The organism is Paenibacillus chondroitinus NBRC 15376 (assembly GCF_004000765.1).
GTDB lineage: Bacteria > Bacillota > Bacilli > Paenibacillales > NBRC-103111 > Paenibacillus_E > Paenibacillus_E chondroitinus.
The window spans coordinates 1-21,502 of sequence record NZ_BILW01000010.1; the positions used below are offsets into that span (position 1 = coordinate 1).

General features: G+C 50.5%; 16 protein-coding genes and 1 riboswitch. Of the genes, 6 read left to right on the forward strand and 10 right to left on the reverse strand.

The features are described 5' to 3' along the window. Window positions 1–449 precede the first annotated feature (449 nt). The 4 genes from PCH02S_RS13590 to PCH02S_RS13605 all read right to left on the reverse strand — a co-directional run bounded on the left by PCH02S_RS13590 (window position 450) and on the right by PCH02S_RS13605 (window position 4,494). Window positions 450–1,244 (reverse strand): ABC transporter ATP-binding protein, encoded by a 795-nt coding sequence (locus PCH02S_RS13590; protein WP_127453829.1) that lies wholly within the window; start codon window positions 1,242–1,244, stop codon window positions 450–452. Further along, window positions 1,244–2,158, reverse strand: a complete 915-nt coding sequence (locus PCH02S_RS13595; protein WP_127453831.1) for an ABC transporter permease — start codon at window positions 2,156–2,158, stop codon at window positions 1,244–1,246. The genes PCH02S_RS13590 and PCH02S_RS13595 overlap by 1 nt, the downstream gene beginning before the upstream one ends. A gap of 107 nt (window positions 2,159–2,265) precedes the next feature. After that, entirely contained in the window at window positions 2,266–3,315 is a 1,050-nt protein-coding gene (locus PCH02S_RS13600) for an ABC transporter substrate-binding protein (RefSeq protein ID WP_127453833.1), read from the reverse strand. A gap of 192 nt (window positions 3,316–3,507) precedes the next feature. Then, window positions 3,508–4,494 (reverse strand): Gfo/Idh/MocA family protein, encoded by a 987-nt coding sequence (locus tag PCH02S_RS13605; RefSeq protein ID WP_127453836.1) that lies wholly within the window; start codon window positions 4,492–4,494, stop codon window positions 3,508–3,510. A gap of 169 nt (window positions 4,495–4,663) precedes the next feature. Here PCH02S_RS13605 and PCH02S_RS13610 point away from each other — a divergent pair, with 169 nt between their 5' ends. Then, the gene (locus tag PCH02S_RS13610) at window positions 4,664–5,221 is read left to right on the forward strand and encodes an FMN-binding negative transcriptional regulator (protein WP_127453838.1); all 558 of its coding nucleotides are present in this window, start codon (window positions 4,664–4,666) and stop codon (window positions 5,219–5,221) included. Window positions 5,222–5,542: 321 nt separating this feature from the next. Here the strand turns inward: PCH02S_RS13610 and PCH02S_RS13615 are convergent, their stop codons facing one another. Together PCH02S_RS13615 and PCH02S_RS13620 are read right to left on the reverse strand one after the other, a co-directional pair. Then, the gene (locus PCH02S_RS13615) at window positions 5,543–7,369 is read right to left on the reverse strand and encodes an ABC transporter ATP-binding protein (RefSeq protein ID WP_127453840.1); all 1,827 of its coding nucleotides are present in this window, start codon (window positions 7,367–7,369) and stop codon (window positions 5,543–5,545) included. A gap of 159 nt (window positions 7,370–7,528) precedes the next feature. After that, window positions 7,529–7,924, reverse strand: a complete 396-nt coding sequence (locus PCH02S_RS13620; RefSeq protein WP_127453842.1) for a VOC family protein — start codon at window positions 7,922–7,924, stop codon at window positions 7,529–7,531. Window positions 7,925–8,063: 139 nt separating this feature from the next. Here PCH02S_RS13620 and PCH02S_RS13625 point away from each other — a divergent pair, with 139 nt between their 5' ends. Beyond that, entirely contained in the window at window positions 8,064–9,227 is a 1,164-nt protein-coding gene (locus tag PCH02S_RS13625; RefSeq protein WP_127453844.1) for an iron-containing alcohol dehydrogenase, read from the forward strand. Window positions 9,228–9,500: 273 nt separating this feature from the next. On the opposite strand, the gene PCH02S_RS13630 is transcribed toward PCH02S_RS13625, so the two are convergent. Then, complete coding sequence (locus tag PCH02S_RS13630) at window positions 9,501–11,816, reverse strand: ATP-dependent DNA helicase (RefSeq protein WP_127453846.1); 2,316 nt, start codon at window positions 11,814–11,816, stop codon at window positions 9,501–9,503. Between the two features lie 84 nt (window positions 11,817–11,900). On the opposite strand from PCH02S_RS13630, the gene PCH02S_RS13635 reads away from it, so the two are divergent. Next, entirely contained in the window at window positions 11,901–12,935 is a 1,035-nt protein-coding gene (locus PCH02S_RS13635; RefSeq protein ID WP_127453848.1) for a potassium channel family protein, read from the forward strand. 64 nt (window positions 12,936–12,999) lie between these two features. Here the strand turns inward: PCH02S_RS13635 and PCH02S_RS13640 are convergent, their stop codons facing one another. From PCH02S_RS13640 to PCH02S_RS13650, 3 genes are all read right to left on the reverse strand, one after another. Beyond that, the gene (locus PCH02S_RS13640; RefSeq protein WP_246069071.1) at window positions 13,000–14,400 is read right to left on the reverse strand and encodes a M23 family metallopeptidase; all 1,401 of its coding nucleotides are present in this window, start codon (window positions 14,398–14,400) and stop codon (window positions 13,000–13,002) included. A gap of 104 nt (window positions 14,401–14,504) precedes the next feature. Continuing rightward, complete coding sequence (locus PCH02S_RS13645) at window positions 14,505–14,732, reverse strand: cold-shock protein (RefSeq protein ID WP_127453852.1); 228 nt, start codon at window positions 14,730–14,732, stop codon at window positions 14,505–14,507. Between the two features lie 94 nt (window positions 14,733–14,826). Continuing rightward, window positions 14,827–15,027, reverse strand: a complete 201-nt coding sequence (locus tag PCH02S_RS13650; RefSeq protein WP_127453854.1) for a cold-shock protein — start codon at window positions 15,025–15,027, stop codon at window positions 14,827–14,829. 339 nt (window positions 15,028–15,366) lie between these two features. Between PCH02S_RS13650 and PCH02S_RS13655 the strand changes: the two genes are divergently transcribed. From PCH02S_RS13655 to PCH02S_RS13665, 3 genes are all read left to right on the forward strand, one after another. Continuing rightward, window positions 15,367–17,484, forward strand: a complete 2,118-nt coding sequence (locus PCH02S_RS13655) for a multicopper oxidase family protein (protein WP_246069072.1) — start codon at window positions 15,367–15,369, stop codon at window positions 17,482–17,484. Between the two features lie 94 nt (window positions 17,485–17,578). Continuing rightward, window positions 17,579–17,678: riboswitch (purine riboswitch) on the forward strand. Window positions 17,679–17,748: 70 nt separating this feature from the next. Then, window positions 17,749–19,089 carry a 5'-deoxyadenosine deaminase gene (locus PCH02S_RS13660; RefSeq protein WP_127453856.1) on the forward strand — a complete coding sequence of 447 codons (1,341 nt, stop codon included), beginning with the start codon at window positions 17,749–17,751 and terminating at the stop codon, window positions 19,087–19,089. 445 nt (window positions 19,090–19,534) lie between these two features. Then, window positions 19,535–21,304: a methyl-accepting chemotaxis protein gene (locus PCH02S_RS13665; protein WP_127453858.1), complete on the forward strand. Its 1,770-nt coding sequence runs from the start codon at window positions 19,535–19,537 to the stop codon at window positions 21,302–21,304. Window positions 21,305–21,502 lie beyond the last annotated feature (198 nt).

The window sequence follows — 21,502 nt, forward strand, 5'->3', positions numbered from 1 at the left end:
GCATAAAATACAACAAATTCACCCAAAAAGTGCTGTATATCCATCTTTATGAAGCAAATGATTGTATTAAATGCAACATAGCATGCTCTAGCAGCATTATTAGGTGTATTTGATTGCATGAAGTGCAATCAAGAGCTGGCACGCATTTGCACATTGGCTAGAGCGAGCAGCCTGCACTTATGGAGCACCCGATTCCATATCATTGGAGCTGCTCCGATTCATTTTAACTTGTTTAACTTCCCTTTCTCGCACCATTCTCTCTAATAAGCACATTTGCTGCATCATTGTCACTTGGAGTAGCTCCTCCTACATCGGTGGTATAGCACCGATTTCTCTTTAACTTGTTCCCCCCCACTTCTCACACCATTTACTCTAATAAGCACATCTCTACCCAAACGCAAAAAAAGCCCTCAGCCAAGGAAAACTCCTTAAACTGAAGGCTTCTTTTATTAACCCAGCACCACGCGGTCATCCGACAGCTTGCTGCCGCTGATGTTTTCGAACTCACCGAGCAGCTGCTCCACGGTGAGGTCCTTTTTCCGCTCCTCGCTCACATCGAGGATGATGCGGCCCTTGTCCATCATGATCAGGCGGTTGCCTAGACGAATCGCCTGCTCCATGTTGTGCGTGACCATCAGCGTGGTCAGCTTCATTTCGCGCACGATTTCCTCGGTCAATCGTGTGATCAGCTCCGCCCGCGCAGGGTCAAGCGCGGCGGTATGCTCATCCAGCAGCAGAATCTGCGGCTGGGTGAAGGTCGCCATCAGCAAGCTGAGGGCTTGGCGCTCTCCGCCGGAGAGCAGACCCACCTTCGCGCGCAAGCGATTCTCCAAGCCGATGCCGAGGCGCTGCAGCTGTTCCAGGAACAACGCGCGTCTACGCGCGTTGGTGCCGAAGCTAAGCCCGCGCTTCTTGCCGCGGGTATACGCCATGGCGAGATTCTCCTCGATCGTCATTCGAGGAGCGGTCCCCGCCATGGGATCTTGAAAGACGCGGCCGATCCAGCGGCTGCGCTCATACTCAGGCAGGTGGTGGATCGTCTCACCACTGATCGCCACCTCGCCGGCATCCGGCGTCATCACACCGGAGATGATGTTCATCAGTGTCGATTTGCCGGCGCCGTTACTGCCGATGACCGTGACGAAGTCGCCGGGCTTCAGGGTTAAGTTAATACCGATCAGCGCGATTTTCTCGTCGGCTGAACCAGGGTTAAATAGCTTGGAAACATTCGAGAGCTTCAGCATCAGCGGCCACCTCCCTTATTCATTTGCACGGCGCGGGCGATGAGCTCAGCGGAGCGCCGTTTGGCGGTTGCTTTTTGCCGGACAGACCGCTGCACGGATGGCAGGACGAGTGCGATAATAACGATAATCGCAGTGATTAATTTTAAATCAGAAGCATTGAGCCACTCCACGCGCAGTGCCAAAGCAACCACGATACGGTACACAATGGAGCCAAGAACAGCGGCAAGTGTCGCTCGGAACACGCTCTGGGAACCAAAGATCGCTTCCCCGATAATAACAGAAGCCAAACCAATAACAATCATCCCGATGCCCATGGAAATATCCGCAAACCCGGATTGCTGAGCAATCATCGCGCCGGAAAGCGCTACTAATCCATTAGATAAGCTGACACCAAGAATGGTGGTATTATCTGTATTTGCCCCAAAACTGCGAATCATGCGGGCATTATCGCCCGTTGCACGCAGAGACAGTCCCAAATCGGTATGCAGAAATCCGTCCAGCAACAGTTTAAACAAAATGACAACAAGGAAACCTACCGCAATCGGGGATATGGACGTGAACATGGTATCCGAGCCAAGCAGTGAAATGTTCGGTTTGCCCATAATCCGCATATTAATGGAGTACAAGGCAATCATCATCAAGATACCGGACAAAAGACCGTTAATTTTCCCCTTCGTATGAAGCAATCCTGTACAAGCCCCGGCAGCCAGTCCACCTGCAAAAGCAGCCAAACAAGCGAGCAGCGGAGAATATCCGTGTGAAATCATAATGGCTGCAATTGCGCCGCCAGTCGTGAAACTCCCGTCCACCGTCAAATCAGGAAAATCGAGAATGCGAAAAGTGATGTAGACACCAAGCGCCATCAGGGCATAGAGAAGACCCAGCTCGACAGCACCGCTCATGGAATCCATCATGTTGAAACAACCTCCTAGTTTAAAATAAACAACGCCTAACCTCAGGTAGACGGGAGAAAAAAAGAGATGAACGAAAGTGACGTCCACCCCTTTTGTATCCCAAAATCTTACTGAATAATGTTTTTCTCTTTGTCTTTTACAGCATTTTTCATAGCATCCGTTACTTCAACGCCTTGCGCCTTAGCTGCTTTCAGGTTCAAGATCAGATCCAGCTTATCAGGAACAGTTACTTTCATGTCCGCTGGCTTTTTCCCGTTTTTCAAAATTTCAACAGCCATTTGACCAACTTGGTAACCATGATCGTAGTATTTGAAGCCAACCGTTGCAAAAGCTCCTTTTTCCACGGTATCGCGGTCACTGGAGAAGAACGGAATGTGCTTTTCGTTAGCAATTTGAATGATGCCGTCTACACCGCTAACAACCGTGTTGTCGAGTGTAATCAAGAAAGCGTCTGCGCGTCCAACAAGGGATTGAGCCGCTTGTTTTACTTCAGATGTATTTGTTACTGGCGCTTTTATAAGTTTAATGTTGTTTTTTGCCAAAGCTTGTTCAGCATTTTTCGCCATGATCACAGCGTTTGGCTCACCTTCGTTGATAACAAGACCGACTGTTTTCACTTTAGGCATGTTAGCTGCAACGAAATCCATCAATTGTGCGACCGCCATTGGGTTCGTGTCCGATGCTCCGGAAACCGTGCCGCCCGGTTTGTCTACATTCGTTACGATTTTAGCTGCAACCGGATCTGTAACAGCCGCAAAGAGAACCGGCGCTTTTTTCACTTGCTGAACAACCGCTTGAGCGGATGGTGTTGCGATACCCAGCACTAGGTCGTTGTCAGCGGAAGCAATTTTTTGCGCGATGGATAAATTGTTCGTTTGATCGCCCTGCGCGTTGTTGAAGTCTACCTTCAGGTTCGTGCCTTCTACGATTCCAGCGTCTTTAAGCGCTGCCAAAAAACCCTGACGAGTAGCATCCAAAGATGGATGTTCCACGATTTGCGAAATCGCGATTTTGTATGTCTTTGCCGCAGCTGCCGTTGCTGCTGGAGCTGTTGATGCGCCGCCTGCTGCAGGCGTTGTCTCTGTCTTTTGACCACAACCGGCTACGACCATAAGAGCTGCTGATAATACAAGTGATGCAAGTGCTTTCTTTTTCAACCTAATTACCCCTCTCTTTTTTCCCTTTTGGTTGACTTGAACCCATTGCCCGCTCACCACTTTAACGCTTTTGCTCGACAAAGTGTGTAGGCGCTGTTTGGTATCCAAGCTGTGATGCTAATTTACCATAGTTTAATTGGCTGGCGTGTTTCCGTCAATCGTTTTATCTATTCTGTTAATATATGGACGGGATTAGTGCTGATTCTGGTGGTAAAAGTCGCGCAGCAGCTCATCCATGACCCGATTTGTCCGCGCGGCCGTCCGTCCTGTACTCGGGCTTTTCCCCACGCCTCTCAGCTCATCCACCACCATCCCGATCAAAGGCTGTTGCACATGGGCCGGATTCGGGATTGAAAAATCCTGCACTTGACCGTCCGCTGTTTCCAAGCGAAGATCGCCGCCAAATGTTGAAAACGTGACCTTGCCCAGACTTCCGACAATCTCGTTCACATCGCTGCGCTTGTAGCTGTTAAAGCTCCAAATGCCCGTCCCCATCACGCCTGACTCAAACGCATACGCCGTTGTCACGATATCTTCGACTTGCAGCTGGCCGCTCTGATTGCGCGCAAACCCTTTGACCTCGCCAATCGGCCCCAGCAAATAGTCCAAAACATCCAGCGTATGGCTAGCTAAATCGACAAAAAGTCCGCCTCCCGAAAGCTCAGGCTGCAGCCGCCACGGCAGATCCTGACCCTGGTCTTCTCTGAGCATTTGCAGATAAGTCGTATGAACGAACCGGATTTCCCCCAAAACACCGCTGTCCAGCAGCTCTTTAATTTGAACAAACTTTGGCAAACCCCGACGATAATAAGCAACGAAAAGCGGTACCCCAGCCTCTTCACACGCGGCGATCATCTCCAGGCACTCCCCGTGATTCCGAGCCATGGGCTTTTCCACATAAACCGGCTTCCCTGCTTTTGCCGCCATCAATGTGTATTCATGATGAAAACCAGGCGGCGTGGCGACATATATGGCATTGACATCCGGATCATGAATAAGCGCATTCGCGTCATCATACCATTTAGCAACGCCGTGTCTTCTCGCGTAATCTTCCGCCAACACGCCATTGCGCCGCATGACGGCCACGAGCTCAGAGCCCGCCACCTTTTGGAGGGCTGGCCCGCTTTTAATTTCAGTCACATCTCCACAACCAATAATTCCCCACCGCACTTTATCCATTCACGTATCCCTCCAGATCATCATTTGAATGCTACTCTACTTATTCGACAACCGCGTTCTTCCTCCTTTTGTATACTGGTACACCATTTTCCATTCAAATTGGCACTATATTGGGACCATTCCCCTTGTTACAATATCATTAAATTTAAAAAAGCAGGTGAAAAGCAACATGTACATTCCTTCCTATTTTAAAATAAAAGATGACGACATCATGTATGAGGTTATCGAACAAAATGGCTTTGCAACCCTGATTTCCCAGCATGACAACCGCCCGATGGCTACCCACTTGCCGCTTACGCTCGATCGCAGCAACAAATGCTTGTATGGACATGTTGCTCGTCCGAATCCGCAGTGGAAAGGTCTACAGCAGCAGGAAGTTCTGGTTATCTTTCAAGGGCCGCACAGCTATATTTCCCCCTCCTGGTACGAAACGGGCGATTCCGTTCCGACATGGAATTACGTGGCTGTTCATGTTTACGGGCAAGCCGAGCTCATCGACGATGAACATGAAGTGATGTCCTCCATGATAAGCTTGATTGAAAAATACGAGGAGCCCGATAGCCTCTATGATTTAGAATCCGTAGATTCCGCCTACTTGTCCGGTCTAAGCAAAGTCGTTCAACGCCAAGAACTCGTCATTCAGAGGTTGGAAGCTCTCAATCGAGAGAATGAACGGAATATCGCTGCTTTGATGCGAAAAAACCTTGAGCTTCGTAACACATTTTAATTGAAGATGGGGAACGAGGGGCCTCTATTCCGTGCGAATGAGCCAATCTCAACAGGGATGGGGAACTACAGGCTTCTATTTCTCCCATCTTGCTTCAAATGTAAGATTCTTTGGCGGAATAAGAGCCTGTAGTTCCGTTCAGACCCTGAATTCACCGAATTTAGCTCAAATAGCGCCTTGTAGTTCCGCTAAGCTGCCTTACTCTCAAGTGCAACATACTCTCAACCGCACAAAGGGCTGATTCAAAAGCAAACTAATCTGCTTTTGAATCAGCCCTTATTAGAAACCTGATCTGCAGCAAGCCGCTGCAGGTTACCCTAATTACCGCTGCGAAGGAGCCTCCACGGGAGCCAACGCTTCCTCAGGCACGAAACCCGAATCCGCGGCGAACTGCTCCTGCAGCTGAAGCTGCTGCGTAGCAAACTCGCGGTACATGTCATGCGACTCCAGCAGTTCCTGATGCGTTCCGCTGCCGGTCACCACGCCTTTGTCCAGGAAAATAATCTGGTCGGCATCCACCACCGTCGATAAGCGATGCGCGATGACCAGCGTCGTCCTTCCCTGCATGAGGTTCTGCAGCGCCTGCTGCACCACAACCTCTGACTTGCTGTCCAAGCTGGATGTCGCTTCGTCCAGCATCAAAATCTTCGGATCGCGCAGCAAAGCTCGCGCAATCGCAATCCGCTGCCGCTGTCCGCCGGACAGCTTAATGCCGCGCTCGCCGACTTCCGTTTCATACTGTTGCGGAAGCTCCTCAATAAACGTATCCGCATAGGCCATCTGCGAAGCCCGCTTCAGCTCCTCCAGCGTTACCTCACGCTGCAAGCCATAACAAATATTATCCCGGATCGTGCCTGCTATCAGCGGACTCTCCTGTGAAACATAACCGATCTGGCTGCGCCAGGAAATAAGTGAGAACTGATCAATTGGATCAGATCCTAAGGTAACAGAGCCCTTCTGCGGCGTATAGAATCTCTCGAGCAGGGAGAACGTCGTCGTCTTCCCGCTTCCGCTCGGTCCTACGATTGCCGTCACTTTGCCGGCTTCCATCGTAAAACTGACATTTTTCAGGACAGACTCCCCTTCTTTGTAGCCATAGGTTACTTGATCGAAATGAATCGGCTGTGAAGCATTCGCTACGGGCACACCTGCATGTGGATTTTCTTCTTCATGATCCAGCACTTTGAGGATAGTATCCGTTGCTCCCATCGCCTTTTGAGCCTGATTGAAAAACTGTGTGATCTGCGTAATCGGCATGACAATTTGGAATAAATAGAGCATGAACGCCACCAATTGACCCGCGGTTATCGCGCCTGAGGCTACTCGCATACCGCCGTAACCGAACAGAACAACAAACAGCATCAGCATAACAAACGTAACAAGCGGCGCCATTAAGGCTTGAATCTTGCCTTCGCGAAGTCCAAATTTAAACAGTCTTTGAATCCCTGAGCTGCCTTCCTGGTACTCTACAGGTTCGGCATTGGCTGCCTTCACCAAGCGGATCTCGGATAGGACACGATTGAGCACAGAAGTGAAACTTGCCGTCTCAGCCTGCATGCCCTTGGAGATTTTGAACATTTGCCGCCCCAGTGGAAAAAGAATGAGGAAGGCTATCGGGAATACGCTGAACATGATGAGCGTCATTTTCCAATCCATATACAAAAGCACCGCAATTGAACCAATAATTGAAATAATACCTGTCACGAACCCTGACATATGCTCGGCGATTAGGCCCTTAATCACAGCGGTATCATTGGTCATCCGGGAAATCGTATCGCCCGTCTGATTGTTATCGTAATAGCGAACCGGCAGCACCAGAAGCTTTTTCCATAGTCGCTCACGAATACCGGCCACAACGCTTTGACCCGCGTGATTCAATAAATAAACCGAGACGCCCGAGGCAATTGCCGAGCCAACAAAAGCGATCGCCATGCCGCTAATCTGCATCCAATTCAAGTTGTCGAGCGAAAAGCTGTCGACCACATTTTTCGTAAATAACGGTATCACAAGTCCTGCCAATGTTGAAATAATGCTTAATCCTAATGCTATGCCTAGAAGAAGCTTGGGTGGATTCGCCTGCATGATCAAGCGGATGAATCCCCGCCAATTGCTTGCGCTCTGAGGCGCTTCTTTCCTTGTAACTGCCATGTATCTCTACTCCTTTACCCGATCGAATATTCATCCGTCATCTGAATGATTCTTTGCTTTTCAGTATCTCTTTGCAAAATGAATCATACACCTGTATTTTAAACGGAATATAAACAGGAACGAATCGGTCCGGGGATGTAGAGGGGCTGCTCTCACCCTTTAAACCTCCGTAGAAATCTGCCAAATCACACCGAACGGGTCTTCAAGTCGACCGAACATCGCCCCCCAAAACATGCGCTCAAAGGGCATGATCACCTTACCACCCCGGGATAACGCTTCAAAAATACGTCTCGCCTCCTCTTCACCCTTAAATTCCAATGTCAAATCCAACCCCTTGCCTCTATCCACCGATTCCGTACCTGCATCCGCCATGAAAAAGCGTAAACCAAGCGCCTGAAGCTCCAGATGAAGCACCCGATCCTTCATGGACTCATCAGCCCCCGGCATATCTGCGAACGTACGCAAGCTGACGATCTCTCCGCCAAACGCTTTTACATAAAAGTCCGACTGTTCTCTTGCATTTCTGCTATAAAAATAAGGTGTTAATGTTGCCATGGTGATTCCTCCTATTATGGAGTTGATACAAGCTAGAACCGGTTCTGCGCCTTCATCCTTCTATTTTTGTTTTTTGCTGTTTCTTTCTATACAATATAGGGGTAAGACTACATATAGATGATCTCGAGGAGGTAATTCGATGAATACATTTACTTATTATAATCCAACCACGCTGCATTTCGGACAGGGGACACTCGAGAAATTAACTGCGGAGGTACCCAAATACGGTAAGAACGTGCTGCTCGTATATGGCGGCGGAAGCATTAAACTGAACGGCATTTACACCCAAGTTGTTCACCTGCTGAAAAGCATCGATGCTTCGATTTTCGAGCTGAGCGGTGTTGAGCCTAACCCAAGGCTTACAACGGTCCACCGCGGTGTGGAAATGTGCCGGACTCAGAACATCGACTTAATCCTCGCTGTAGGCGGAGGCAGCGTCATCGACTGTGCCAAAGCGATTGCCGTCGGCGCCAAATATGAGGGTAACTTCTGGGATATCGTTACGCGTAAAGCATCCGCAACTGGGGCGCTGCCGCTGGGCACCGTGCTGACGATTGCCGCAACGGGCTCGGAGATGAACTCCGGCTCAGTGATTACGAATTGGGAGACCAAAGAGAAGCTCGGCTGGGGCAGCCCATTCTCCTTCCCAAAATTTTCAATCTTGGATCCTGCTCACACAACTTCCTTGCCTGAAAATCAAACCGTATACGGTATGGTCGATATCATGTCACACGTCTTTGAGCAATATTTCCATCATGTCGATAATACGCTTCTTCAAGATGGCTTTTGTGAAACCATTCTTCGCACCGTGATCGATACGGCGCCTCGCTTGCTACAGGATCTCACAGATCTGGAGAACCGTGCGACGATTCTATACAGTGGCACAATGGCGCTGAACGGGACACTTAGCATGGGAGTTCGCGGCGACTGGGCGACGCATAATCTCGAGCATGCGGTGTCAGCTGTCCATGATATCCCGCACGGCGGAGGCCTTGCCATTCTATTCCCGAACTGGATGACCTACACGCTGGATGCCAATGTAGCGAGGTACAAGCAGTTCGCGCAGCGCGTCTTCGGCGTTACAACTACCGGCAAAACGGACCGCCAGGTAGCCGAGGAAGGTATCGCGGAGCTTCGCGGGTTCCTTAACTCCATCGGCGCGCCGAGCCGCCTCGCGGATTACGACATCGACGATTCCACGATCGAGCTGATGGCTGACAAAGCGATGGTGTACGGCGATTTTGGAAACTTCAAGAAGCTTACACGCGAGGATGTCGTTAACATTTACCGGATGTCCCTATAAAAAGGAGCTATCCTTGAGCAGATTTTTTTGCTTGAGGATAGCTCTTTTTTTATGGGCAAGCGGCCGGATCACTTATTCCGCCAGCAAAGGGGAACAGCAGGCTGCTATTTATGCTGAATCCGCAAATTTCAGCGGTGAAAGGAACTACAGGGTCTTATTTGTCCTCTGATCGACCCTTTTTTCACCAAATCCGGCGAAATAGCGGCCCCTAGCTCCCTCCATTCTGCCAAATGGTGGATTCGGGGACAAATAGCGAACTGTAGTTCCCGTTGCCTACCGCAGCACTGTATAGTCGCGCCACTCCTCCGGCAGCAACCGCTGATACAGCGGCTGCAGGTACCGGTCGTCAATCAGCAGCAGCACGCCGCGATCCGTTTCGGAGCGGATGAGCCGGCCGCCAGCCTGCTGCACTTTGTTCATGCCGGGGAAGACGTAGGCGTATTCGTAGCCGTTTTTGCCCGTGTCTTCGAGGTAAGCCTTGATCAGATTGCGCTCAGGCCCAAGCTGCGGCAGCCCTACGCCAACAACCGCTACGCCGGTCAGCCGCTCGCCAACCAAATCGATGCCCTCCGAGAAGATGCCGCCCATCACGGCAAAGCCGACCAGCATGCCATCACGTCCCGCTTGGAATTCGGCCAAGTACTGCTCCCGCTCCTCTTCCGGCATTTGAACCGTCTGAACCAGGACACGCAGCTGGCTATCCTCTCCGCGCTCACCTACAAGATCCGTGAAAGCCTCATAGACACTACTCATATACGCATATGAGGGGAAAAACACGAAATAGTTGCCCGAACGACGGGTCACCATCTGATAAATCGAACGGGCAATCGCCTCCCGGCTTCGCTCCCGATCCTGATAGCGGGTCGACAGCGGCTGGACGAAAACCTCCAGCTGTTCCTTGGCAAAAGGCGAAGGCACGCTCACGGAGTAATCCTCCTCTCCCGCTCCCAGCGTGTCCATGAAAAAGGACAACGGTGAAAGGGTCGCCGAGAAGAACACATGCGAGCGATAGCCTTTCCCCATCTGTCTGAGCAGGTGGGAAGGGTCCAGGCAGAAGAGTTTCACGCTGACTTCGTTACGATCGGACGTGAACAACGTCATATAGCGTTCATCGTACAGCTTGGAAATACGTACGAAATTGTGGGCTGCGAAGTAAGTCTCCAGGAGCAGCGGGCTCGCAGGGGTTCCCCCGCTTGCGGCCAGCTCTTTTTCAGCGACTGCAAGGAAACCGTCCAGCAGCGCCAAGAGATCCTCCGGCAGCTCCGGCTCCACCAGCATCTGGCGGTCTCCGATTCTTTTGCGCAGCGTAATGAAATATTGGTTGATGGCCTTAGCCGCATCGTGCAAATCTGCGCGAAAGCCTTTGAACTCCCGCTGCAGCGCAAGAAATCCGGATTTGGAGAGCGTGCTGCTGTACATCTCCCGCGCCCGGTCAATCAAATTGTGCGCTTCATCCACGAGCAAAGTCGTATGCCGCCTCTGCTCCTCGAACAACCTTTTTAAATTGACTCGCGGGTCAAAAATGTAATTATAATCGCAAATAACCGCATCGGCGGCATAAGCGACATCGAGGGAAAATTCAAAGGGACAAACCCGATGCTTCTGAGCATACGACTCAATGACCGTACGCGTCATAATCGTCTCCGATTGAAGAAGATCGAGCACAGCGCCGTTAATGCGGTCGTAATACCCATCGGCGAATTCACAGTACTCCTTCGTGCAGCGGACTTCGTCCTTCAGACACACCTTCTCCTTCGCCGTGATGGTCACGACATGAAGCTCAAGACCATGTGCCTGAAGCAGGCCATATGCTTCCTCCGCCGCCGTGCGGGTGATGGTCTTCGCTGTCAAATAAAAAATCCGCTGAAGCAGCCCCTCGCCAATCGCTTTCACCGACGGAAACAAGGTCGACATGGTCTTCCCGATGCCGGTCGGCGCTTTGGCAAACAGCTTACGCCCTTCACTGATCGTTTTGTACACCGCTCCTGCCAGTTTCCTCTGGCCTTCACGATAGGCTGGAAATGGAAACGCCAGCTCTTTGATACTGCGATTCCTTCGCTGCTCATGCTCATAAATCGCTTGTGCGTAGGGGTAATACTGCTCCACCACGTCATGCACGAACTGCTCCAACTCGTTGATCGAAGCTTCCTTCACAAAGCGGCGCGTAGCTTCCGTCTCCACCTGCATATACGTAAGTTGAACACGCATATGATGAAGCTCGCGATCTTTGGCTACCATATAGGCATAGCACATCGCTTGCGCCCAATGCACGGGGTACGAATCTTCTTCAATCTCGCTGATATCAGAGGAGGTAGACTTAATCTCATCCACTGTCACAGGACCCCCGTCCGCATCTTGAAGAAGACCGTCGCACCGCCCGTCAATCACGAACAGGAGCTCCCGACAGGCAATTTCAGCGGAAACATACACTTCATGCTGATCCGATTCGCCATATTGCTTCTGCAGTTTTTGGTGTGCCTTCGTGCCTTCAACCAGCGCAGTGCTTGTCCGAAAGCCGGACTCAATACTCCCTCTGCGAAACACATATTCAACCAGAGAGCGCACGGAAATGTTGATCGTTTCAGCCATTCGTCCTTCTCCGTTCTAGAACATTTGTTCTTTATTGTAGCATGCGGACGGACCAAATATCTACTTTTTCAGGAAGGGAGCCCCATGTTCTATTTCAGTAAGATATTCCTTAAACTGCTGCGAATGAACAATAAGTTCATCTATAGTCTGGCCTTTCTTTTCATCCTTCTATCAGCTATCAGTGCTTATATGCTGGAAAAAGAAACCTTCGGCAGCGTCTTCAATGGACTTTGGTGGGTGATGACGACCGTGACCACCACCGGGTATGGGGACTATACGCCAAAAACCGTGGCCGGCAAATGCCTCGGCCTCTTTCTATATGTGTTCGGCATTGGCCTCATCTCCGTCACGATCAGTAAAGTCATTGATTCATTATTCGTATACAGACAGCGAAAGGAAGCGGGCAAATTGAGATATCAAGGCGAGCAGCATTTTGTAATTATTAGTTGGAGCAAAAATGCGGAGCTGGCGATTCAAGAAATTTTGAACACCGACACATCAACAGAGGTCGTGCTGATCGATACCCTCGAGAAAACCCCAATTGTACATAATAGAGTTCATTACATAAGGGGTATTCCTACACATATGGAAACTTTGGAGATGGCCAATATGGAAAAAGCCCGCTCCGTGTTCGTCTTCGCCAATGAGATCACGGAAGAACACGCGATGCTGCGCGACCCTTCCTTTGTCGATGGCAAAACGCTGCTAATCGCTACAACCATCGAGCGCAGTTACCGCAACGTCCACTCCATTGTCGAGATTAAAAACAGCGAAAATATGCAAAATTTCCAGCATGTTAACGTGAATGAATTCATCCTTGGCTCCGAGACGATTTCCCAGCTTGCCGTTCGCTCTGCTTTCTCGCCGGGATCATCAAGGATTGTGTCCCAGCTTTTGACCAGGCAGTCCAGCAGCAACTTGCAAGTGCTTCGCAAAAGGAGCTCTTGGCGCACGTACCGCGACGCCTTTGAGCAGCTGCTCCTTGAGGGGGCGACATTGATCTCGGACCGCGATCAATTGAATATTAATCAGAAACTAGATCAACTCATTCCCGAGGATGCGCAGCTTTTCGTCATTTGCGACACGGAAACCTACGAGCGTGTTTCTAAGCTAAAATAAAACAAACAGGACACCGGCCTCTCCGCATAGCGAAGAATGGTGTCCTATAACTTTATTTATCTGCTCAACCCTTCTGCTTAGTAGCCTGTGCCGGCTGAACCCAACGAAACGGTGTCGTATTCCAAAATAAATCCGGATTCACCTGTACATTATGCGCCCAAAATGTAAAGTGCAAATGCGGTCCCGTCGAGAATCCGGTCGTGCCGACGAGCCCGATAATGTCGCCCTGCTTCACATGGTCGCCTGTTTTCACCCGCAGCTCGGAGAGATGCGCGTACTGCGAAAAAAGCCCCATCCCATGATCGAGATAAATGGAATTGCCGGTCAAATACAGGCTCTCGGCCAGCGCCACGATCCCGTCATTGGTCGCTTGGATCGGCGTGCCTTCCTTCGCGGCCAGATCAACCGCCATATGAGCGCTATCGTACTTCCCGTTCACGTAACGGGTGTACCCATATGGCGTCGTCAAAATCCCCTCGATGGGCTTCACGAACGGCCCGCTGAACAGAAATTCCGGCTCGGACTTGCTTCGCGCCAGATCGATTTTCTTCTGATCGGCGTTGATACGCGCCGTATCCTGCTTCATGCTCTCCATCTCCGACGTGACCTTGAGATACTGCGTCTCAAACTTCTTCGTCACGATGGTGAGCGTCTGATCGCCGATCGGGTATTTGCCGGGCTTCGCACTCATCGAAATAGGCAAATAGGTGAAATAGCCCGCTCCATATGGCTGGAGCGTGTATGTTTTGTTCAGCCAGGTAATCGTCCCTGGCTCGTCGTGACGAACAAGCACCGCATCTCCGGGCGCAGCGCTCTCAGGCATGAGCTTCCATTTGGCACTCATGATCCCTTTCGCTGCTTCCTTCGTGGCGTAAAGATCCCTTTCCTTCGCCAGCTGGTCCAAATGGCTCTTCTCTTTGAGGATGGCTTCCTTGACATCCCCGGTCATGCCATCCACCCAAGACTGCCCGCCGTCGACGGTGATCAGCAGCGGATTCTTCGCATCCTTGCTGCTGGCGGGCAGCGCCCAACCAATACGCGGTGTCAGGAACTGCGTTTGCTTCACCGGTAGCGCAGCCCCATCTAACGTGGCCGTCGACGGGGCAGGAGTAGAACCACCTCCAGCTTCCAAGCTGAGCAGCTCAGCAAGATTGCCGTCGACTGCTGTTTCCGCAGCAGCCACTTCTCCAGCGGCCGGTTGCCACATACCGCCGCCATCCTCTGTCGCCGCGATCCCGTCGGCGTATTTCACCCAGCCATGGTCCAGATCGACCATGCGGAACTCCAATGCCACTCTAGGCGGAGGCGTGGGCACTGGTGTTGCTGCAGCCGGAGCATCCTTCCCGGCAGCCTTCCAAGATGAGACCGGGCCAAACGGCGATTTGCCGATCACGATGACGACACATGCCGCAAGCACACAAGCGCCTACCAGCAGCGGCCATTGCCGGCGTTTTTTTGATTTCACAGCATCTATACCTCCCTCGCTTGCGATGGGCTAATTTCTTCCAATACGTGTCCATAATAACATAAAAAACCCGAAGACAGCAGGGTCTCCGGGTTTTTGTTATATTAAATTTGCACGCCTTTTTTGGCCGCTTTCTGATCAATGCTCGTGTTATTAACTAAAGGAAGTAACTTGACGCTTCGAACCATAGTGGACTGACACAAGTGGCAAGTCGGAACGTGATCAAATGTAAAATTATCTCGCATCCAGCCTTTACAACCTTCTTGTTCACAAGACCATATTGTCACATTTTCTAGAGGCATCTCTTCAAAGGACTTTTTTCTGGAATACATGATGGACCTCCTCAGCGTTTTACGTAAGTAAACTTCAATAGCTAAATTGAAAAAAGACTGCCATTACAGAGTAAAGGCAGTCTTTTAAATTATATTACAGTTTTACAACGTTTTCTGCTTGTGGTCCGCGGTTGCCTTGAACAACGCTGAACTCAACTTGTTGACCTTCATCCAAAGTTTTGAAACCTTCGCCTTGGATAGCGGAGAAGTGAACGAATACATCGTTGCCGCCTTCAACTTCGATGAAACCGAAACCTTTTTCTGCGTTAAACCATTTTACTGTACCAGTAGCCATGAGAAATACCTCCAAAAATTATTAACATGTTTTTTATTCTTCAAAGAGAAAAAATTCACACATTGCAAAAGGTTCACTAACAAAAATGAAAACCCTTTACAATATGTGAATTCAGGTTCTTTTTGTCGATTGGATTCATCATAACATATCACATTTGAAAACGCAAACTATTTCCAATTCTTACATGCTAATGAAATCGCTTACCCGACCCACTTGATAAATAAAAAAGAGAGCGTCCCCAACTTTAGTCTAGGTAGTTACTTGGTCCCCGGACCGTTTGCCGCTTCAGGCAGCGTCTCTATACTGAAGGTATCGTAAACACTTAGGAGGGGCTTCATTTTGTACAACATCAGTATTGGAACTATTCTGGCAGCTTCGTTGCTATTTGTGATATTCACCTGGATCGGGAGTGTGAAAGCTTCTCGACTGCTCTATAGCCGCACCATTGAACGCATGCATCGCAAAACGCGCAAGCTGTTGTTCTGGGCCTGGTTCCCAATCATTCCGGCTGCAGCTATTCTAGGGGCTATCGCCTGGATGCAGCAGACCATGCTCACTGCCTTTTGGATCGATCGTGCGCTGATTCAAGCACCGCTAATCCTTTTACCGCTTCTAACCATCTGGTTCGTAGCCGTGCCTAAACTGTTCAAGCTGCGCTCGATTACCAAACAGCCACAAGGTGACAAGGAGCAGGAAGCGACTGTTGATTCAACAGCACACTTGAGAGCTGCCGCTCCAGGCCTCATCATTCCTTTTCAAATGACAGCGCTCGCCGCATTAACTTCCTTTTATTTCGCGCTAGTTCCGCCTGTGCCGTTCAAATGGCTTGATATTTCCATACCGCTGGCTGTCTTCGTGCTGGCAACGGCAGGACTTTGGTGTAGGCATCAGTTCCGTTACAGGGGGGTAAATAAAATGGAAGCTTATACGGCTCCGGCCTTTTGGAAACGAGGCTTGGCTATGGTCAGTGTACTCGCCATCCTGGGAGCATCAGGCTATTATCTTTTTAACTATGCCATGGACAAAAGTGAGCTGCCGCCCGAAATTGATATGGCAAGCGGGACACATGATTATGGCGGCGTAATGCCGGCCGATACGAGTATGCATAATCACCAAAGCGGAATGGCCGCAATGACGAGCAATTCGGGCAAAATGATCTCTGTCGCCGACCTGACGGGCCCGCGCGAGGGGATACCGGATCGTCATTTTACACTAACCGCTCAGAGAAAGACCGTCACGCTCAGTTCCGGCAAAACTGTCGATGCCTGGACGTACAACGGGCAAATTCCGGGTCCCGAGCTTCGCATGAAAGAGGGAGAGTTAATTGAGGTTACACTCATTAACCAAGATATTGAGCAAGGCGTTACGGCGCATTGGCATGGTCTGGATGTGCCGAATGCTGAAGATGGCGTTGCCGGAGCCACGCAAAATGCGGTCATGCCGGGTGAAACGTATACGTATCGCTTTCGCGCCGAGCAGGTCGGCACGTTCTGGTATCACTCCCATCAGGACTCACGCGAAGCCGTCAGCATGGGACTCTTCGGGGCGTTGATCGTGGAGCCGAAAACGGAACCTTTTCAGCCAGTCAAAGACATTACCGTGATGACGCATCGTTGGAAAGGAGCTTCGATTGCCGTTGGCGCCTCGGATCAACTCGAACGCATGGCGATCGCTCCAGGAACGCCTGTCCGAATGCGGCTGATTAATACGGACGATTGGGTGAATCAGAACTTCACACTCGTTGGCACACATTTTGAAGTGGCGGCTATTGACGGAACAGAGCTGAATAAGCCCGATGTGTTAACGAATACACACGTAGTTGTCCCTACAGGTGGAAGGTATGATATCACGTTCATCATGCCTGAACGCCCGGTCTACCTAGATGTAGGAGAGAATCGGAGCGGAGGCATCCTCATGTCTTCAGATGGCAGTGGGGACGTCCCTGAAACTCCGCCAACCGTAGCGTTCGATCCTCTTACCTATGGCAGCCGGGCGGCAACCGCTTTTGATGCGAGCAGCCGCTTCGACAGAGAATTTACTTTGATTCTGGACAATAAGCTCGGTATTTTTAACCGCAAATTTGATTTCCTCTATACTTTGAATGGAGGAGTATTCCCGAATGCGCCGATGTTTATGGTGAAGGAAGGGGATCTCGTGAAAACAACCTTCATTAATCGAGGGAATGTCGACCACCCGATGCATTTGCACGGACATCACGTGCTTGTCCTGTCGCGCAATGGCAAGCCCTCAACTGGCAGCCCTTGGTGGTCCGATACGCTGGACGTACTGCCCGGGGAGACGTATGAGGTCGCCTTTGTAGCCAATAATCCGGGATTATGGATGGATCACTGCCACAATCTTGTGCATGCCGCCGCAGGCATGTCGATGCACCTCATGTATGAAGGTGTGACGACCCCTTATGTCGTGGGCAGCGGAACACAAAATCATCCCGAGTAAAAAGAGGGAAGGGATGTAGGGTTCGTGTTAGCATTCATAACATTTCGTTGACAAAATGCTGATGTCCGTTTACGCTAGAGAAAAGCAGGAACGACACGAACTGAATAATCTCTTTCGTATAACCTTAATAATCGGATTAAGGGTCTCTACTTAGAAACCGTAAATTTCTAGCTACGAAGAATGTGCGCATTTGCATATTTTTCGTGGCTAGTTTTTTTATGTTCCTGACGTCATACAATAAACAGAAGCAGGAGGTTTATGCCCATGGCGACAATTCTTATTAAGCAGGCAGAAATAGTAACAATGAACCGCGACGGGGATATTTTCGTTGGGGATATTCTCATTGAAGACGACAGGATTAAGGCCATTGGACCTGACTTGGATGTGGACACTGCACAGGTGGATAAAGTGATTGACGCTAAAAACCGAACGGTCATTCCAGGCTTCGTGCAGACTCATATTCATCTATGCCAAACGTTGTTCCGAGGCAAAGGGGACGATCTGGAGCTGATGGATTGGCTGAAACAGCGGATATGGCCGCTGGAAGCTTCCCATGACGAGGAATCCATCTATTATTCCGCATTGCTCGGCGTCGGCGAGTTGATTCAAAGCGGTACAACGACCATCGTAGATATGGAGACGGTTCATCATACCGACTTCGCCTTCCAAGCCATCGCATCGAGCGGGATCCGCGCTTTGTCCGGCAAAGTGATGATGGATAAGGGCGATGAGGTGCCATTTCCCTTGCAAGAAAAAACATCCGAATCGCTTCAGCAAAGCGTCGATTTGCTGGAAAAGTGGAATGGCCACGATGGTGGCCGCATCCAGTACGCGTTCTCGCCGCGATTCGTCATCTCTTGCACGGAGGAGCTGCTGCGTGAAGTACGCAGCTTATCCGAGCAGTACCAAGTGAAAGTGCATACTCACGCATCCGAGAATCTGGGCGAGATTGAGATTGTGCAGGCCGAGACCGGCATGCGCAATGTCGTATATCTCGACCATCTGGGCTTAGCGAATGAGCGCCTCATTCTGGCGCACTGCATTTGGTTGGATGATGAGGAGAAGCGCATCATCCATGAGCGAGGCGTCCACGTGAGCCACTGCCCGGGCTCGAACCTGAAGCTTGCTTCGGGCATTGCCGAGACGCCCGACATGCTGAAGCTCGACATCTCGGTCTCGCTTGGCGCTGATGGCGCCCCGTGCAACAACAATCTCGACATGTTCAACGAAATGCGGTTGGCTGCGCTCATCCAGAAGCCCGTGCACGGACCGACGGCAATGAACGCGCAGACGGTCTTCCGCATGGCGACCATCGGCGGCGCCCGTGCGGTCGGTATGGAGCAAGAGATCGGCAGCCTCGAAGTCGGCAAGAAAGCCGATTTGGCGATCCTCGATCTCATCAATTTCCACACGTATCCGTCCTTCGACGTGGACCCGATCTCGCGCATCGTGTACTCCGCGACACGTGCGGATGTGGAGACGACGATCATTAACGGTCGGATCGTCATGGAAAACCGCATCATGCGGACGATCGACAAGGACATTGTCCTGCCTGAGGCAAACCGCTCGATCCAGCGGCTGCTGAAGCGCGCAAATCTGCGCTAACGAGCTAAAGCCAGCCTTCTACCGTATTCCGGTGGGGGCTGGCTTTTTATCCACTATTTACCCCAAAGCAGCTTCCCAGCCTCCAGCTTCGTAAGTTTCGTAACATCGCGCCCTGCGTCCCAGGCATAGGCATCGGTTCGAATTGCACTTGATTCCGATACATAATAGGCTGATCTATTTGAAAATATTATAATATCGGAGAAATATTTTTCTTTTTATAGAAGCATAAAGTAGATGGTAATCAAATACGTCGAAGCACTTTTAATGAAAAAAGTAAGCATAGTAACAGATAAAATAATAACTCGAAAAGTACTGTTTTCGTAACACATGCCTGCTCAATCTAAGAGAATATCAAGTATAATGCAGGTATAAATACCTAAATATTTAGATATTTATACCTAGTTCAATATTTGTGTGCTTGCGAGCTGCTCAGGAGGCGAAGAAGATGCAAAAAGTTAACGGTACTCCCTTGAAATGGGGCTGGACAATTCGGAACAAGCTTATGGCCTTTTGTCTATTGTTGTTATTGATCCCTACACTTTCCCTATCAATAACCAGTTACTTTAACGCCAAAGATGAAACCGACAGGCTTATTGAGAAAAACCTCGAGAACAGCGTCAAACTGATGGTTCAAAATATCATTCAACTGAATAATCTGGTGAAGAACGGTCAATTAACCAAGCAGCAAGCGGAGGAAGACGCTAAACTTATCATGCTAGGCAGCAAGCAGGCAGATGGGACAAGACCGATTAATCGCAATATTGATTTGGGTGTGAATGGCTACTATTTTGTGCTAAATGACAAGGGAGAGCTGCAAGCGCATCCGAGTCTGGAAGGCCAGAACATCTGGGATAAACAGTCGTCGGACGGCATTTATTACATACAGGACATGATTAAACAGGGGCAAAACGGCGGCGGGTTTACGTTTTACAATTGGCCGTTGCCGGGTAGCAGCAAGGAAGCGCTGAAAATCGCCTATGCGCTCAAGGTGCCGGAGTGGAATTGGATTGTTGCGGCGGGATCCTACTACCAGGACTACAATGAAGGGCAGGCTCGCATGCTGCACTCCACGATCACGGTGCTGGTGATCTGCCTTGTGCTCGGAGCGGCGGGAGTTATTTTATTTTCAAACCATATTTCCAAACCGATTAAAAAGATTGCCGCCGAGGCTCGGAAGATGGCGACAGGCGATCTGACTTCGGATGCCTTGCGCATTAAGAACAGGGATGAGATCGGCAAGCTGGCCAGTGATTTTACGACGATGAGTACGAATTTAAAATCGCTGGTGAAGCAAGTGATGCATAGCTCGGATCAAGTTTCCATTGCCTCCCAAACGCTGCAGTCCTCTATTGAGGAAACGACGCAAGCTTCAAGGAATATAGCGGAGTCCACGCAGCAGATTGCGGCCGGCATTGAAACACAAGCGATGAGCACGGAGCAAAGTTCCAGGGCGATGGAAGAAATGACGCAGGGCATTCTGCGCATTGCCGATACCTCCTCGCAAGCTTATGAAACGTCGATTCAATCGAAGACGGAAGCGGAATATGGCTTCGGGCTGATCGAACAGTCGATTGCCAAAATGCAGTCCGTGCAGCAAGCGGTCAACAATATCTCCAAGGTGATGGAGACGTTGAATGTGCGCTCCCAGGAAATTAGCGGCATCGTCACTGTGATTTCGGATATCTCCTCGCAAACGAGCTTGCTTTCGCTGAATGCGTCCATTGAGGCCGCACGGGCCGGGGAACAGGGCCGGGGGTTTGCCGTTGTTGCGTCCGAGGTGAAAAAGCTGGCGGAAATGTCGAAACATTCGTCCGAGCAGATCAAGGAGCTTGTCTTCCAAGTGCAGGCGGACATCGCTTCGGCTTCCAGTTCGACTGTCCAAGGCATCGACGAATTCCAGCAAGGCATGCTTGCTATCGAGCAAACAGGAACAGCATTTGCCAAAATTGTGGAAACGGCCCAAGGCGTCGTAGGTCAAATTCAGGAGGCTTCGGCAGCCTCTGAGCAAATGTCGGCAAGCTCCCAAGAGATTACCGCCACGTTGCAGGAACTGGATCGCATTGCCAGGCATTCGGCCAGAAGTTCTGGGGCGATTACCGCTGCCACAGAAGAACAAATTGCCACGATAGATGAGATCGCGCAATCCTCCAGCTCTCTGAATCACATGGCGACGACCCTCAAGGAGATGGCACATCGGTTTCATATTAAGGAATAGGCGGTATAGCAAACGTCTTGTATACGCGCAGTTCTACAAAGAGAGCGACCGGAAAATTTTCCGGTCGCTCTCTGCTTAGTTGAACCCTCACCTTGCCCCCACGACCCACTCGCAGCTGTTCCTGACGAGTTCCCGGTATACGGGATGCTGGAAGGACGCCGCCACCAGAGACAAACCCGAGCAGGCCAACCCCCTTAA